Origin of the sequence: Pseudomonas sp. B707 (genome assembly GCF_022496685.1) — a bacterium.
Classification (GTDB): domain Bacteria; phylum Pseudomonadota; class Gammaproteobacteria; order Pseudomonadales; family Pseudomonadaceae; genus Aquipseudomonas; species Aquipseudomonas paraglycinae.
Window position 1 is genome coordinate 1 of record NZ_WTVE01000011.1, and the last position, 16,142, is coordinate 16,142.

General features: G+C 60.2%; 9 protein-coding genes and 1 riboswitch. Of the genes, 5 read left to right on the forward strand and 4 right to left on the reverse strand.

Going from position 1 to position 16,142, the window contains the following annotated elements; all coding sequences use genetic code 11:
• Positions 1 to 237 precede the first annotated feature (237 nt).
• Positions 238 to 460: riboswitch (cobalamin riboswitch) on the forward strand.
• A 120-nt stretch (positions 461 to 580) separates the two neighbouring features.
• From GQX66_RS03955 to cobM, 4 genes are all read left to right on the forward strand, one after another.
• Entirely contained in the window at positions 581 to 778 is a 198-nt protein-coding gene (locus tag GQX66_RS03955; protein WP_007959524.1) for a CbtB domain-containing protein, read from the forward strand.
• 11 nt (positions 779 to 789) lie between these two features.
• Complete coding sequence (locus GQX66_RS03960) at positions 790 to 1,491, forward strand: CbtA family protein (RefSeq protein WP_115078119.1); 702 nt, start codon at positions 790 to 792, stop codon at positions 1,489 to 1,491.
• A complete protein-coding gene (locus GQX66_RS03965; protein WP_011334491.1) occupies positions 1,488 to 1,901 on the forward strand; it encodes a cobalamin biosynthesis protein in 414 nt (137 codons plus the stop codon). The genes GQX66_RS03960 and GQX66_RS03965 overlap by 4 nt, the downstream gene beginning before the upstream one ends.
• Positions 1,902 to 1,992: 91 nt before the next feature.
• Positions 1,993 to 2,739, forward strand: coding sequence for a precorrin-4 C(11)-methyltransferase (gene cobM, locus GQX66_RS03970; protein WP_129973507.1), 747 nt, complete (start codon positions 1,993 to 1,995; stop codon positions 2,737 to 2,739).
• A gap of 119 nt (positions 2,740 to 2,858) precedes the next feature.
• Here cobM and nfuA read toward each other — a convergent pair whose 3' ends face one another.
• From nfuA to GQX66_RS03985, 3 genes are all read right to left on the reverse strand, one after another.
• The gene (gene nfuA, locus GQX66_RS03975) at positions 2,859 to 3,443 is read right to left on the reverse strand and encodes a Fe-S biogenesis protein NfuA (RefSeq protein ID WP_007959519.1); all 585 of its coding nucleotides are present in this window, start codon (positions 3,441 to 3,443) and stop codon (positions 2,859 to 2,861) included.
• Positions 3,444 to 3,534: 91 nt separating this feature from the next.
• Positions 3,535 to 4,536, reverse strand: coding sequence for an acyltransferase (locus tag GQX66_RS03980; RefSeq protein WP_240866623.1), 1,002 nt, complete (start codon positions 4,534 to 4,536; stop codon positions 3,535 to 3,537).
• Between the two features lie 59 nt (positions 4,537 to 4,595).
• A complete protein-coding gene (locus GQX66_RS03985; RefSeq protein WP_240866637.1) occupies positions 4,596 to 6,890 on the reverse strand; it encodes a fatty acid cis/trans isomerase in 2,295 nt (764 codons plus the stop codon).
• A gap of 158 nt (positions 6,891 to 7,048) precedes the next feature.
• Between GQX66_RS03985 and metH the strand changes: the two genes are divergently transcribed.
• Positions 7,049 to 10,759, forward strand: coding sequence for a methionine synthase (gene metH, locus GQX66_RS03990; protein WP_240866657.1), 3,711 nt, complete (start codon positions 7,049 to 7,051; stop codon positions 10,757 to 10,759).
• Positions 10,760 to 10,823: 64 nt separating this feature from the next.
• Here metH and GQX66_RS03995 read toward each other — a convergent pair whose 3' ends face one another.
• Entirely contained in the window at positions 10,824 to 16,079 is a 5,256-nt protein-coding gene (locus GQX66_RS03995; protein ID WP_240866659.1) for a leucine-rich repeat domain-containing protein, read from the reverse strand.
• Positions 16,080 to 16,142: the final 63 nt, after the last annotated feature.

The window sequence follows — 16,142 nt, forward strand, 5'->3', positions numbered from 1 at the left end:
AGGAGGTGCAGCGAAGCAAACCGTAGGCGATGCCCCCGGATCAATCCCGGAGCGAAGGAACCCCGAGCCACAGCGAGGGCCGAACGTCAGGGTAAAGCCTTTTTGGTTACTTTTTCGGCGTTTGGAAAAAGTGACCCGCCGTAAGGGCGGAACCCTAAGCAGCCATAACCGCAGCAACGGATCTGCCCCCAATCCCAATCCCAATCCCAATTGACTCAAATCCCCCGCGCATGGTCTCCTACACAACTTGTTACGGGTGCCCTTCACAGGGTGAAACGGGAAACCGGTGAATCATGTGCTTTACTCTAAAGCCATGTCAGTCCGGTGCTGCCCCCGCAACGGTAAGCGAGCGAAGCGTCAGATCCACTGTGCCCACAGGCATGGGAAGGTGACGCTTGCAGGTCGGCCAGACGCCAACCCCTCGTGAGCCCGGAGACCGGCCCGCAACACACAGTGCGCGTCTTGCGTTACTGAACATAACAAACCCGCGGTGGGCGGGCGCTGTTCGAACCTCTGCGTGCCCGGCCGCAGGGGTTTTCATGCGCTCTATTCACCCGCTGACACTCCAGAGGGAAGCGCCATGTCGATCATCAGCAGCACCGGCAGCAATTCGGACAAGATCTCCAGCACCACCACCCTGAGCCAACGCCTGACCGCCGCCGTCTGCGCGTCGATTCTCGGTGCGTGCCTTGTGTATTTCGCCGGTTTCTCGCACATCGAAGCGGTACACAACGCCGCCCACGATACCCGCCACAGCGCCGCGTTCCCGTGCCACTGAGACCTGACGACATGATCAAGCGTATTGCGCAGACCGCAGGTTTCACCGGCCTTCTGGCCGCCCTGCTCCTGACGTTGCTGCAAAGCTTCTGGGTTTCGCCGCTGATTCTGCAGGCCGAAACCTTTGAGAAAGCCGAACCGGTTGCCGAAGTTCACGAACACGCCGCCGGCACCGCCGCCCACACCCACGATGCCGAAGCCTGGGAGCCGGAAGACGGCTGGCAGCGCGTGGTCTCCACCACCGGCGGCAATCTGGTGGTTGCCGTGGGTTTCGCCCTGATGCTGGCGGGCCTGTACACCCTGCGTGCGCCGACCAAGACTTCGCAAGGCCTGCTCTGGGGCCTGGCCGGTTACGCGACCTTCGTGCTCGCCCCGACCATGGGCCTGCCACCTGAGCTGCCGGGCACTGCCGCTGCGGATCTGGCCTCGCGGCAGATGTGGTGGATCGGCACTGCGGCCTCCACCGCTGTCGGCCTGGCCTTGATCGCGTTCAGCCGTAACTGGCTGATGAAGATCCTCGGCGTGGCGATCCTTGCCGTGCCGCACGTGATCGGCGCGCCGCAACCGGAAGTGCATTCGATGCTCGCCCCGGAAGCCCTCGAAGCCCAGTTCAAAATCGCTTCGCAGCTGACCAACGTCGCGTTCTGGCTGGCCCTGGGCCTGATCAGCGCCTGGTTGTTCCGCCGCAAAAGCGAAGGTCAGTACCACGCATGACCGATGACAGCGCAGCGCCGACCTTCGTGGTCGGCCTGGGCTGCCAGCGCGGCTGCCCGGCCAGCACGCTGCGTGCATTGCTTGATCAGGCGTTGCAGGCCCACCGAATTGATCTTGAGAAGGTCAAGGCGCTCGCCAGCATCGACCTCAAGCGCGATGAACCCGGTTTGCAGGAACTCGCCGCCCAGCTGGCGCTGCCGTTGCTGTATTTCAGCAGCGAGGAACTGGCCAGTTATCAGCAACGTTTGAGTCATCATTCACAGATCGCCTTCGAACGCACCGGCTGCTACGGCGTAGCGGAAAGTGCTGCTCTGGCGCTCGCCGAACAGTTGATCAGTGGCCCGGCAAAACTGCTGATTTCCCGGCAAAAGTACGCTCAGGCAACTCTGGCATTGGCCGGCGCGGCGTAAAATCCCGATAATCCCCGCTTTCGATCATGAGCATTCTTCATCTGAAAGGCTTGTGAAGCACCGCCCTGCCCCTTTTCTACAGGATCCAACGATGACCGTTTACTTCATCGGCGCCGGCCCCGGCGACCCGGAATTGATCACTGTCAAAGGCCAGCGGCTGATCCGCAGTTGCCCGGTGATCATCTACGCAGGTTCGCTGGTGCCGACGGCGGTGCTGGAAGGTCATTGCGCTGAAACCCTGGTCAACAGCGCCGAGCTGCACCTGGAACAGATCATCGACCTGATCAAGACCGCCCATGCCAAGGGCCAGGACGTGGCGCGGGTGCATTCGGGGGATCCGAGTCTGTATGGCGCCATTGGCGAGCAGATTCGTTATTTGCGCGAGCTGGATATTCCGTTCGAGATCATTCCCGGCGTGACCGCCACCGCCGCGTGCGCCGCGCTGTTGGGCGCCGAACTGACCCTGCCGGACATCTCGCAAAGCGTGATTCTGACCCGTTATGCCGACAAGACCGCGATGCCTGCCGGCGAAGAGCTCGGCAACCTGGCGCAGCACGGGGCGACCATGGCGATTCATCTGGGGGTCAATCATCTGGAGAAGATCATTGCCGAACTGCTGCCGCATTACGGCACGGATTGCCCGATCGCGGTGATTCACCGGGCGACGTGGCCGGATCAGGACTGGGTGACAGGGACGCTGGAAGATATTGCCGAGAAGGTGGCGGCGAAGGGGTTTCGGCGTACGGCGTTGATTCTGGTAGGGCGGGTGTTGGGTAGCGATCACTTTAGCGAGTCGTCGCTGTATCGCGCGGGGCATGCGCACCTGTACAGACCGTGAATGGGACGCGGAGCGTCCACGGCTGCATTCCCACGCAGAGCGTGGGAACGATCAATTGAATCTCACGCATAAAAAAACGGCGCTCACGGGGCGCCGTTTTTCATGCCGCAGCGAACACCTTAGTAGTAGGCGTTTTCTTTCTGCGTGTGGTCGGTCACGTCGCGAACGCCCTTGAGCTCCGGAATGCGCTCGAGCAAGGTGCGCTCGATGCCTTCCTTCAGGGTCACGTCCGCCTGGCCGCAGCCCTGGCAACCGCCGCCGAACTGCAGCACGGCAATGCCGTCTTCAACCACATCGATCAGGCTGACCTGACCGCCGTGGCTGGCCAGCCCCGGGTTGATTTCGGTTTGCAGGTAGTAGTTGATGCGCTCGTTGATCGGGCTGTCGGCGTTGACCATCGGGACTTTGGCGTTTGGCGCCTTGATGGTCAGCTGGCCGCCCATGCGGTCGGTGGCGTAGTCGACGACGGCATCATCGAGAAACGCTTCGCTGAACGAGTCGATGTAAGCGGTGAAGCTTTTCAGCCCCAGCGCCGTGTCTTCAGGTTTCTCTTCGCCCGGCTTGCAGTAGGCAATGCAGGTTTCGGCGTACTGGGTGCCAGGCTGGGTAATGAAAACGCGGATGCCGATGCCCGGGGTGTTCTGCTTGGAGAGCAGATCGGCCAGGTAATCATGGGCGGCGTCGGTAATGGTAATAGCGGTCATGGAGACTCCTCGCAGGCTTGAGGCGGAGTTTACGCCAATCGGCGCGCGGCACAAAGTCCTAGTATTTACGTAGGAATAGTTCGCAAATCGGCTAGGCGCCAGGTTCGCCGTCAATCCGCGCTTTAAGCCATTGATAACTGCGCTTTTCCACCCATTCGTAGCTCAGCCACGAACCGATAGCGATAGCCAGCGCACAGATGACAAACATCAAATACGGGTTGATCCCGTAGCGTCGGGCCAGATAACCGCCGGCCGACAGCACCAGCACGTGCATCAGATACACCGAGTACGAACAGTCACCCAGCAGCTTGAGCAGCCTGTTGCGCTCGACATGCCGCTCCAGCGCCATACTGGCCATGACCAGCACCGCACTGGGCACGCCCCAGTTCAGCAATCGGGGTTCCGGCGGCAGGTGATAGATCGCCAGCAACGCCGCGCCGATCCCCAATAAGGGCAGCCAAAGCGCCGGCCCGATCCAGCCGCGACGGTAAAGCATGCCGATGCCGATCCCCAGCAGGAACTCATAAACGATGTCCGAGCGATAAAACTCGCTGACCCAGCCAAACCCGGTCCAGGCCTGACACACCGCAAACAGCAGCGCCGCAACCACCAGCAAACGTACTTGCAGCCGGAACAGCAGCGCCCAGGCGAACAGCACGTAGAACAGCATTTCGTAATTCAGGGTCCAGCCGACATTCAGGGTCGGATAGATCCCGTAGCCGCCGGGGTTTTCCGTCGGGATAAACAGCAACGAAAGCAGCAAATGACTCCAGTCCACCGTCTGATCCGGCAGCAACGGTCGAGCGAACACCACCAGCAACGCCATCAGCACGGTGTAGAGCCAATACGCCGGAACAATACGGAACAGTCGATACAACAGAAACCGCGCCGGCGGCAGTGCCTTGCCTTCGGTGGACAGGAAAATCACCAGCCCGCTGATCACGAAAAAGATATCGACGCCCACGGCGCCCTTGTCGATGAACAGCTGCCCTATTGGCCCGCGCGCCTCGAAATCGAAGAAAATCTGCATGAAGTGATGGCAGACCACCGCCCACGCGGCGAGCGCTCGCAGGGCCTGCACTGAAATCAACATCGATGGCGCTCCCGATCCCGTACTTCACAGGATTGGGACAACCGCCATCGCTCAAACGATCAAAGATTCTCGTACCGGTTCATGTCCAGCACGCCCTCTTCCACCGGATCGGTTTCGTGGATGTACTGGCTCAGGTCATGGAAATAGAACCAGAACTGCGGATGGCTGCGGCGGATGCCCCAACGTTCGACGATTTTCTCGAACTGCGCCGCGTCCCTTGCACCTTCCATGGCATCGACAAACGCCGGCACCTGATCCGCCGGGATGTTGAACATGAAATTCGGGTAGCTGCTGAGCACGCCCGGATAAATCGTCAGCGTGTCCAGCCCTGGCTGATAACGCAGGGATTCACCGAGCAGGAACGCCACGTTGCTGTGGGCGCGGTTGCGCAGCAGGCTGTAGACCTCGCGTTTGCCGCTGCGGGTTTCGACCCGCAGCATCGTCGCTTCCGGCAATTGATCGATCACTTTCAGGCCCGCTGCCGGACGCGAGGTCAGGCGACTCAGCGCCTGCTCGGCGTTCTGCAGGGCCGGGTCGATGTTCGGGCGCGAGCAATAGGCATCTTCGCAGCGGTTGATCGGATCCGGACGCGCGTTGAGATCGCCGTAACGCGCCAGCAATTGCATGGCGAAATCGCGTTTCGGGTCTTTCTCGTCGAGTTTCAACGCAGTCGGCTTGTCGTCGTCGATGGCTTCGTAATCGAGCCACATCTTGAACTGGCCGCTGCTCTGGTACCAATCGTCGAGGTAACTCTCGCGGGAATCGGCAGGCATCAGGCGCAGGAAGTTCTGTTCTGCGCCGTTGCGGATCAGGTCGAAATACAGGCGCGTTTGCGCCTGATGGGAGACATTGCCGAACACATCGAAATTCACCGCCAGCTGGTAATAAGTGCGCTCCAGCAGCGGATAGTCGAACAGCCACATGGTCTGCGGCACTTCGCCGATCAAGCCTTTGGTCACCGAAGCGCTGTCGAAGTGGCGGAAGATGCTGAGCAAGGCGTTGTCGTTGCCGGCCCACAGGGTCGACCAGCTCGGCGCCGGCAGGTCGGCGTAGCTGTCACGGCGCAGGGCTTCGTATTTGTTTCGCTTGTTGCGGTAGTTGTGCCACAGGCTCAGGACACTGCCGACGTCGTCGTTCTGCCCCGGCATCGCCAGCAACGGCGTGGCCTGGCCCCGATAGTTCGGGTCGGTGATGTACAGATCATGTTCCGGCGCCTGAAACAGCGCCCAGAAGTTGTCGCGGATCACGTCGGTCGCGATCTGTCCACGGCACACCGGGCCGCGAATGAAGGTGCGCACGAAGTATTCGGCGTTATCGAGCATGAACTGATAACGCGCCTGCGCCGGGATCGCCTCGAAGGTCGCGAACGGGTTGGCCCGGCTCTGCGGCCCGTAGCCCGGCAAGGCATTGACCTGCCAGTTGCCGTTGTAGAACAGGCTTTTGACCCGCGCCATCTTCGCCGCGCTCAGCGGATAAGTGATGTGGGTCTTGTGCACGATCACGCCCTGCACCGGCCACAGGCGGTAATACACCTGGGTGCCCGGATCGTCGTTCGGGCGGCGCGTGGCGATCAGATCGATCGGCTGGCCGGTCGGCGTGCGCGAACGCACCCACTGGAAGTAATGCCCCGGCTCGCCGTCCTTGAAATAGAGGTGCGCCAGGAACCAGTGCTCGTACAGCCAGCGCCCGACCAGACTTTCCCGTGCGCCGGGCTGGTTGAGCAGGTTTTCCCACTGGACGATCTGCATCGCTTCCTTGGTGCTCGGCGCCAGACCTTGCTCGTCGATAGGTGCGCCGGACGCCAGCCAGCGTTGCAGCGTCTGGTATTGCTGATCGGTCAGACCGGTCACCGCCAGCGGCATGCCCTCTTTCGGGTGGGCGCCGGCATAGCCGTCGAATTCGGCGGGCATCGCGCACAGGTTCTCGCGGTTGAGGCCCAGCACGATGTCTTCCGGCAGTTTGGCGTTGGGGGTCAGCGGCGTTTTGTGTCCCAGTTCCAGCATGCGCGCCATCAGTGCGGCCTGACTGCCTTGGGCGTCGAGCACCGAATAGAAGTCTTTCTGCTGCCAGGCGCGTTTGCCGAAGGCGTCGTAGAACAGCCGCGTGGTCGGTGCCGCCTGGGTGCGTTCGCCATCGTAGACCGGCATCTTGCTCGCGCCACGGGCCGCGCCTTCGCCGCTGCCCAGGTTCAACTGACAGGCAGAGTCGTAGCACGCATGGCAGGCCACGCACTTCTCGGTGAAGATCGGCTGGATGTCTCGGGTGTAGGAGATAGAAGAAGAAATAGCGGGACTCTGCGCCGCCGCGCCAAAGCTTAAAAACAGCAATGCAATGCTGATGACGCGGTACGACATGTCCCTGATCCTGATCCTGAAGAAAAACGCCGCGATTCTACCGTTATGACGCCCGTACCAACATGAGCGATATTCATGCAAAAGCTCGACATGCTCTAAAACCGCACAGGTTTGTTATGATCCCGGCCCTTCGTCATGGTCTTTTTCGAGTAGTCCCAATGTCCGATCGCAGCGTTCGCCTTCAAGCTCTCAAGCAAGCTCTCAAAGAGCGCATCCTGATTCTCGACGGCGGCATGGGCACGATGATCCAGAGCTACAAGCTCGAAGAGCAGGATTATCGCGGCAAACGCTTCGCCGACTGGCCGAGCGACGTCAAGGGCAACAACGACCTGCTGGTCATTACCCGTCCTGACGTGATCGGCGGTATCGAGAAAGCCTACCTGGATGCCGGCGCCGACATCCTCGAGACCAACACCTTCAACGCCACCCGCATTTCCATGGCTGACTACGGCATGGAAGAACTGGCCTACGAACTCAACGTAGAAGGCGCACGACTGGCGCGCAAGGTCGCTGACGCCAAGACCGCCGAGAACCCGGACAAGCCGCGTTTCGTCGCCGGCGTGCTCGGCCCGACCAGCCGCACCTGCTCGCTGTCGCCGGACGTCAACAACCCGGGCTATCGCAACGTCACCTTCGATGAGCTGGTGGAAAACTACACCGAGGCCACCAAAGGCCTGATCGAGGGCGGCGCCGACCTGATCCTGATCGAAACCATCTTCGACACCCTCAACGCCAAAGCCGCGATCTTCGCCGTGCAAGGCGTGTTCGAAGAACTGGGCTTCGAGTTGCCGATCATGATCTCCGGCACCATCACCGACGCCTCCGGCCGGACCCTGTCGGGCCAGACCACCGAAGCGTTCTGGAACTCCGTGGCCCACGCCAAGCCGATTTCGGTGGGCCTGAACTGCGCCCTCGGCGCCCGCGAACTGCGTCCGTACCTGGAAGAGCTGTCGGACAAGGCCAGCACCCACGTATCTGCGCACCCGAACGCCGGCCTGCCGAACGAATTCGGCGAGTACGACGAGCTGCCGGTGGACACCGCCAAAGTCATCGAAGAATTCGCCCAGAGCGGTTTCCTCAACATTGTCGGCGGTTGCTGCGGCACCACGCCGGGCCATATCGAAGCCATCGCCAAAGCTGTCGCCGGTTACGCGCCACGGCAGATTCCGGACATTCCCAAGGCCTGCCGCCTGTCGGGTCTGGAACCGTTCACCATTGATCGCAGCTCATTGTTCGTCAACGTCGGCGAGCGGACCAACATCACCGGTTCCGCAAAATTCGCCCGCCTGATCCGTGAAGACAACTACACCGAAGCCCTGGAAGTCGCCCTGCAACAGGTCGAGGCCGGCGCCCAGGTGATCGACATCAACATGGACGAGGGGATGCTCGATTCGAAGAAGGCCATGGTGACCTTCCTCAATCTGATTGCCGGCGAGCCGGACATCTCCCGCGTACCGATCATGATCGACTCCTCGAAGTGGGAAGTGATCGAAGCCGGCCTCAAGTGCATTCAGGGCAAGGGCATCGTCAACTCGATCAGCATGAAAGAAGGCGTCGAGCAGTTCATCCACCACGCCAAACTGTGCAAGCGCTACGGCGCCGCCGTGGTGGTGATGGCGTTCGACGAAGCCGGCCAGGCCGATACCGAAGCGCGCAAGAAAGAAATCTGCAAACGCTCCTACGACATTCTGGTCAACGAAGTCGGCTTCCCGCCGGAAGACATCATCTTCGACCCGAACATCTTCGCCGTAGCCACCGGCATCGAAGAACACAACAACTACGCTGTGGACTTCATCAACGCCTGTGCCTACATCCGCGACGAGCTGCCGTACGCCCTGAGCTCCGGCGGTGTGTCCAACGTGTCGTTCTCGTTCCGTGGCAACAACCCGGTGCGCGAGGCGATTCACTCGGTATTCCTGCTGTACGCGATCCGCGCCGGTCTGACGATGGGCATCGTCAACGCCGGTCAGCTGGAGATCTACGACCAGATCCCGCAGGAACTGCGCGACGCCGTTGAAGACGTGATCCTCAACCGCACGCCGGAAGGCACCGACGCCCTCCTCGCCATCGCCGACAAGTACAAGGGCGACGGCAGCGTCAAGGAAGCCGAGACCGAAGAATGGCGCAGCTGGGACGTCAACAAACGTCTGGAGCATGCGCTGGTCAAGGGCATCACCACCCACATCGTCGAAGACACCGAAGAATCCCGTCAGTCGTTCGCCCGCCCGATCGAAGTGATCGAAGGCCCGCTGATGTCCGGCATGAACATCGTCGGCGACCTGTTCGGGGCCGGCAAAATGTTCCTGCCACAGGTGGTGAAATCCGCCCGTGTGATGAAACAGGCCGTGGCCCACTTGATCCCGTTCATCGAACTGGAAAAAGGCGACAAGCCGGAAGCCAAGGGCAAGATCCTGATGGCCACCGTGAAAGGCGACGTGCACGACATCGGCAAGAACATCGTCGGCGTGGTGCTGGGTTGCAACGGCTATGACATCGTCGACCTCGGCGTGATGGTCCCGGCCGAGAAAATCCTGCAGGTGGCCAAGGAGCAGAAGTGCGACATCATCGGTCTGTCCGGCCTGATCACCCCGTCGCTGGATGAAATGGTCCACGTGGCCCGCGAGATGCAGCGCCAGGACTTCCACCTGCCGCTGATGATCGGCGGCGCGACCACCTCCAAAGCGCACACGGCGGTGAAGATCGAGCCGAAGTACAGCAATGACGCGGTGGTCTACGTGACCGACGCCTCCCGCGCCGTGGGCGTGGCGACACAGCTGCTGTCCAAGGAACTGAAAGCCGGTTTCGTCCAGAAGACTCGCGAAGAGTACATCGACGTCCGCGAACGCACCGCCAACCGCAGCGCCCGTACCGAACGCCTGAGCTACGCCGCTTCGATCGCAAAAAAACCCCAGTTCGACTGGGCCTCTTACACTCCGGTCAAACCGACCTTCACCGGCACCCGCGTGCTGGACAACATCGACCTCAACGTACTGGCCGAATACATCGACTGGACGCCGTTCTTCATCTCCTGGGATCTGGCCGGCAAGTTCCCGCGCATCCTTGAAGACGAAGTGGTCGGTGAAGCGGCAACCTCGCTGTACAAGGACGCCCGCGAGATGCTGACCAAGCTGATCGATGAGAAGCTGATCAGCGCCCGTGCGGTGTTCGGCTTCTGGCCGGCCAATCAGGTGCATGACGACGATATCGAGCTGTACGGCGATGACGGCAAGCCAATGGCGCGCCTGCATCACCTGCGTCAGCAGATCATCAAGACCGACGGCAAACCGAACTTCTCGCTGGCCGACTTCGTCGCGCCGAAGGACAGCGAAGTGACCGACTACGTCGGTGGTTTCATCACCACCGCTGGCATCGGTGCCGAAGAAGTGGCCAAGGCTTATCAGGACGCTGGCGACGATTACAACTCGATCATGGTCAAGGCTCTTGCAGACCGTCTCGCCGAGGCGTGCGCCGAGTGGTTGCACCAGCAGGTGCGTAAAGAGCACTGGGGTTACGCCAAGGATGAAGCTCTCGACAACGAGGCGCTGATCAAAGAGCAGTACTCCGGCATCCGCCCTGCTCCCGGCTACCCGGCGTGCCCGGATCACACCGAGAAGGCCACGCTGTTCGCCCTGCTCGACCCTGAGGCCCAGGAAATGCGCGCCGGTCGCAGCGGCGTGTTCCTCACCGAGCACTACGCGATGTTCCCGGCGGCAGCGGTCAGCGGCTGGTACTTCGCCCATCCGCAGGCGCAGTATTTTGCCGTGGGCAAAATCGACAAGGATCAGGTGCAGAGCTACACCTCGCGCAAAGGCCAGGAACTGAGCCTGACCGAACGCTGGCTGGCGCCGAACCTCGGCTACGACAACTGATTGACGCAATAGAGCCCCTGTCTCGGATGCACTGAGACAGGGGCTCGACTCCGTGACGCTCAGGTTACCTGACGTCCTCCTCTGGTTCGGACTCGCTGCCGGACCAGTCAACAAACTGATCGAATTCGGTATCGGTAAGCCAAAAATCGAGCGTCTCCCGCTTGATACCCAAAACCTGCTCACCACCCACTCTGTCGAGATGAGCCCTGAGTCGAATCAGACTGTCCGTCATCAAGGAACGCCAGTTGGGCGACATTCGCGTACCCGCCAGCAAAACGTCGTGGTTTCCGTCGAACGCCCTTGGCGGAATCTCTCTTATCGGGTTGTCTTCCAGGTTCAGCGAAAGCAGACGCTCAGCCTGCAACACACCTTCCGGCCACTCGCGCAAGTCATTGCCATTCAAATGAAGGACTTCCAGTGTTGCGCTAACAGGCCCGTTGAACTGCCTCATATGATTGAAGCTCAACTCCAGCCAGCGCAACGCCGGTAATTGCTCGGCCGTGACTCCATTGAAAACCGTCAGACGGTTGTAGTTCAGCTTCAGCCATTTGAGCCGCGGCATGGGACCCAATGCGTCGACAAGAGCCGGGAAATCGTTGAACCGGTTACCGATGAGCCCCAGTTCTTCCAGTCGCTCCATGCCAGCAATGACCGACGGCACTGTACTCAGCTCGTTGAGACCAAGATCCAGCCAGCGTATCCGGGAAAAAGCCTGAAGAAACTCTTGAGCGTCTGCTCCGCTCAAACCGAGCCCCCTCAGGCTAAGCCCTTCCACGTGTGCAAACTCTGGAGACAGTCGAGGCAGTGTTCCCAATCTGGAGATATTGGCCAGATCCAGCGTTCGATCGCTACGCGCCGACGCCCCCAGCAGCCCCTTCCTCCAGCACTCCATGATTCTGAGCGAGGCCTCCCGGCGACCCTGTGACGTCGACCAGTGCCCTCCAAAAAGTGTGTTTCCTGATCGACGCGTAAAGATCCAGCCATTGAGCTGGCGTGTCATTGACTCCAATCTCTGATTCCAGTCTTCGATCCGCGCATTAACCTGTTCGACGCTTGCGTCCTGCAATAAACCCTCGACCACTTCCTCGGCCTTTTCTTCGGTCAGGGATGGATGCACCCTGCGCAAACGCCGGGTAAACGCCGGAACATGATCCGTGAATGGTATTGGCGCGGGTATACGCAGCAACCGGCCAGCCACCAGAGTGCCGTTCTCTAGCGGCCGACTGTCCTGCTCGGGCACATCTTCGAGCATGAATTGCGCCAGCGACCCCTGCGGCAGATCCAGCGCCAGTTCGCATCGCTGCTGCGCGACACGCAACTGCAAGCGTGCGTCATCGGTCAGTGGCGTCCCTGTCAGATTCATGTTCAGCACCCACTCATCGCGGGCCAGGGCCTGCCGTGGAATGTCGGAAATCAACGTATTACTCAGGTCCAGCCATCTCAGGTTGCGCAGATTGTCAGCGCCGAGCGGCCATTCCTGAAGACGCGTCCCCTTCAAATTGAGCAATTCGAGACGCCACATCCCGGTGACATCCAGGCGACTCACGGGATTGTCGGAAAGGTCCAGCTCAAGCAGCCGTGCAGAGCACTCCCGAGGGATCGGGTTGGTGACCAGGTGGTTGCCACTGAGGTCGAGGAATTCAAGTTCGGGAAAATTGCGCAGGAATCCGCGCATCTGTCCGAGGGTGGCGTGGGGCGCTTGAAGTCGCATCACCGTGACATGGGAGAAATCCGCCGAGAAACCAGGCAATGCTTCATCAGTGGCCAGATCCAGGTGGCGCAACGTCGGGTTTTCTTCGGCGAATGGCCTTTTTCGCCAGCACCTTTTGAGGCGGGTCGCGATCCGGTCTTTTTGCGCCCGGTTCGGTCCGGTATTGGCCCAATGGTCCAGGGTTTGTTCAAGCTCAAGCCATTGATGCCTCAGATCCTCCAGCAATTGAAGAATGTGCGCATCGCTTTTGCCTGTCCGAATCATCTTCAGGAGCACGCCGTTGGCCCTGGAAATGCTCAGATCCGGATAAAGGCTGAGCAATCTCACGACCAGCGAAGGATTCAGACCGGAGAGCCCGACCGCTCCTTCGCCGCTCGCGTAGTAGCCCACCAGATGCTCTCTGATCCGCTGCGGTGGCTTGAACTTGAGTGTCCTGCGGCCGTGCAGCGCTAGCATCGTGGCCGTATCGCCGGCATGCTCGGTAGCGTAAGCAGTGATGGCTCGCTGAAGATCACTCCCGCGGGCGGCTTCAGACAAGCCGAGGGCCTTTCGAAAGGGCTCGGGCAGCAGGCGCAAGACCGAAGCGTAAAAACCGTTTCCCGAGACCGGCAGCTCATTGAGCGCGACACCATGTTCATTGAATGCCTGATAGACCGGCCCCTTCTTGACCACGCTGCCTCGCACAGTCGCGGTTTCGCGACCGATGGAATCGATCTGTCTGCCATCGACGCGGCCCTCACGGATATCGAGCTGCATATCAGCGGACCACCCAGGCAACTTGCTCAAAGTGTGCAGGGCAAGACGACGTGTGTCAGCCGACATCATGTGCTCCATGTGCAGCCCGGCAAGCGCGCGAACCAGTCGACCGCGCCGCGCATACCATCGCGCCTCCTCCAGCATTGCGTCCGGCATACGCCCGGTGCTGTACAAAATCGCCATGTCGTCAGCGTTGACGTGGCGAAGAATCTCTTGCGCCGCGGCGTCGCTGAGTCCGGCGTAAGCGCGCTGCAACCTGTCAACCATGGGATCCGCGATGGCACTGCCCTGGTACAGGCTTTCGAACAGCGTCGAACGATTCGTCCGGGCGTAATCGGCCAGCAGATCCCGAAAAGCCTGAGGTCGCCATACCCGGTCACCTGCCTCCTTGTCACCGAATAACGCGGATATCTCGGACTCATCGAGGGCAGACAGGATTCTGGCGGGTAACTCACCATTGAGCACATGGCTGCAGCTCAGCCGGATCGGTGGTTTATTCGCCACCTCCTCCATTGGATGTTCCGAACCATAACGGGTGGAAGGCCCGGTAAAGTCGGGGGTGTCATAGACCTTCAAAGTGCGCCCGACAGGCCAGCCCGGCAGTTCGATGATCAAGGGCAAGGCGTGTAAATAGCGATGATCGATGTCCAGATCGCCTGCCAATTGCTCGATGACTTGCACAACACCACGATCAGTATCGAACAGTCGCAAGGCATCCATGAGTTCCGGAGGCGGCGAAAGATTATCCATGTGCATCTTGCGTAACGCGTTGTCGCTGACCCCGCTGATCTCACCGATCGTGAGAAGTTGTTCGTCTGTATACGCTTCAGTGATGTGTCCGATGCGCCGCAACAAGGTCTGCCGACTCCATTTCAGCGGGTTCTCGAGCGTATGGCGCCACGCTCCCGCCGCGTTGTGAGTCAGGACAGGCTGGTACGCATGCGGATTGTCGGGGTGCCTGATACACCAGCGCCCCAGCGCCCGGTCATACACCTGCTCATAGGTCTTGCCCTCGATCCGAATGAAGTGTCTGCCCTGTATCTCGTAACGCCCCAACGCATCGGGCCGGACACCTGGATCGAAGCGGACCGTGCTTTCATATCCTCCGAGATCGGACTTTCTCAATCGCGCATGGCCATCAGGACGCGTGACGGGATGCAGATCCTCGATAACCGGGGCAGCATCGACCGGCTTCAGTCGGGCCGCCCCCTTTGCCACGCCTCCCATCAAAGCGATCAACGCCAGATTGCTTGCAATATCCACCAGATGCGCGGTGGCAGCCTGTCGATCCCCTTCGCTCCACTCGATCACGCCCTCGATGGACTCTTCCAGAAGCTGGCAAGCCATGACCCCCATCATCACTTCGCCCAGCACGGGCACAAGCATCGAAACCGTGTTCAACACGAGCATGCCGCTGTTCAGCAATTTCGCGAACAGCGCCTTGCGAGCATTTGCATCGACATCCTCCACGGGCACGGCGTAACTGCGTGCATCTTCAAGCAGTTGCTCGCGATGACGTTCGAACAGGTAATCCCACAGGTCGATGTTGTCATCCCAGAAGCGCTGCCCCTTGAACGGCATGTTGACCGGGGCGAGAAACGGATCCTGGTTGGCAACCTGTCTGATCGCGGGCGCGGGTGGCACCAGATCGACAAGTGGGTTTGGTAAAGGGCTCAGCCCGTTGATCCAGTCATTGATCCGGGCAAGATAAGACGTGACCCTGCTGCTGAACGAGGCATCCGGTGCATTGTCAGTGAACTGACTGAAGTAGTACGCACGGTCGGCATAGGCTACGAATCTGCTGAAAAATCGTTGATATTGCGTCGGCGAGCCGTCATCGGACGACGCGCTTTTCCGGGCCGTGAATCGCCGTTTGAGGGAGGCTTCGAGTTGCCAGGTCTTGTATCGCTTCAGGGGGTGATGCGGATCATCGGGAATGTACAGAATCAGTTCTTCAGGGTCCTCGAACCTCTCACTGATTGCGAACCACAGACAACCGGTCAGGCGACGCCTCATCAGGCTCATTTCACAGAACCAGATACGCCGGCCGCCAAGCAGGGGCTGGCGCTCCCCATCGAGGATTTCCTGGATCGATGCATGATCCGCAGGCTCGATATCTCCTTGCAGCAGTGCCTGCTCGGCGGCCGCACGCAAGGCTGCTCTGCGCGCCGTGGTGAATAGTTCACGCAGGGTTTGATGGGCTGGCTGATTTTCGGAATACAGATAATGCTTGAGGTATCGCTGGTACTGGCCGCCAATGTCCAGCGCGCGGCAGGCGACCATGAATTGCCGGACGGACATCGAAGTGCGCACAGCCTTGAAAGTCCCCGCCGGCAATCGGGCGAGAAATCCCGACCGCTTGTGAAACGCACCGCTCTCACATTCGGCCGCTTCGAAATTGTGCAGCGCGGCTTCCAGCAATGACATTTTCGACACCTCGAAGGTGCCGATCTCCGTGGACCATATTCCTGCATTGATCGGTTGAATCAGCTGCAAAAACGTGTCTTCGACATCCAGTTCGACATTGAAACGATCCTTGAGCATCGCGCACAGCAGGGTTTTGCCAAACGCATGGATGCCCTGCATGTCGGCCAACGCGTGGTCCAATCGTGTCTGGGCGCGAAAGCTCGCCGTAAAACTCTCGTTCAGAACATTGCGTTGTCCAGACGAGGCCTTCCGATACCAGTCCGGCAAAATGGCATTGGCGTTTCTCAACGACGCACGACGATGGGAAGCAGCCTCCGTCAGCCAGTCGGGAATGGATTGTTCGAGCATTGCTGCGTGAATGCTTTGGGTGACGTGCTGGCGTGAAGGCTTGACGCTGCTCGAATCCGGCTGAAAGGTTTCAGACATGCTCTCGTTCCTTGGAATGAAAGCATCAGAACACCATGCCAGGCGAACCGGACTGCGTTAGAT

Coding starts and splice junctions, on each gene's coding strand:
- GQX66_RS03955 (WP_007959524.1), top strand. CDS start 581: ATGTCGATCATCAGCAGCACCGGCAGCAATTCGGACAAGATCTCCAGC.
- GQX66_RS03960 (WP_115078119.1), top strand. CDS start 790: ATGATCAAGCGTATTGCGCAGACCGCAGGTTTCACCGGCCTTCTGGCC.
- GQX66_RS03965 (WP_011334491.1), top strand. CDS start 1,488: ATGACCGATGACAGCGCAGCGCCGACCTTCGTGGTCGGCCTGGGCTGC.
- cobM (WP_129973507.1), top strand. CDS start 1,993: ATGACCGTTTACTTCATCGGCGCCGGCCCCGGCGACCCGGAATTGATC.
- nfuA (WP_007959519.1), bottom strand. CDS start 3,443: ATGACCGCTATTACCATTACCGACGCCGCCCATGATTACCTGGCCGAT.
- GQX66_RS03980 (WP_240866623.1), bottom strand. CDS start 4,536: ATGTTGATTTCAGTGCAGGCCCTGCGAGCGCTCGCCGCGTGGGCGGTG.
- GQX66_RS03985 (WP_240866637.1), bottom strand. CDS start 6,890: ATGTCGTACCGCGTCATCAGCATTGCATTGCTGTTTTTAAGCTTTGGC.
- metH (WP_240866657.1), top strand. CDS start 7,049: ATGTCCGATCGCAGCGTTCGCCTTCAAGCTCTCAAGCAAGCTCTCAAA.
- GQX66_RS03995 (WP_240866659.1), bottom strand. CDS start 16,079: ATGTCTGAAACCTTTCAGCCGGATTCGAGCAGCGTCAAGCCTTCACGC.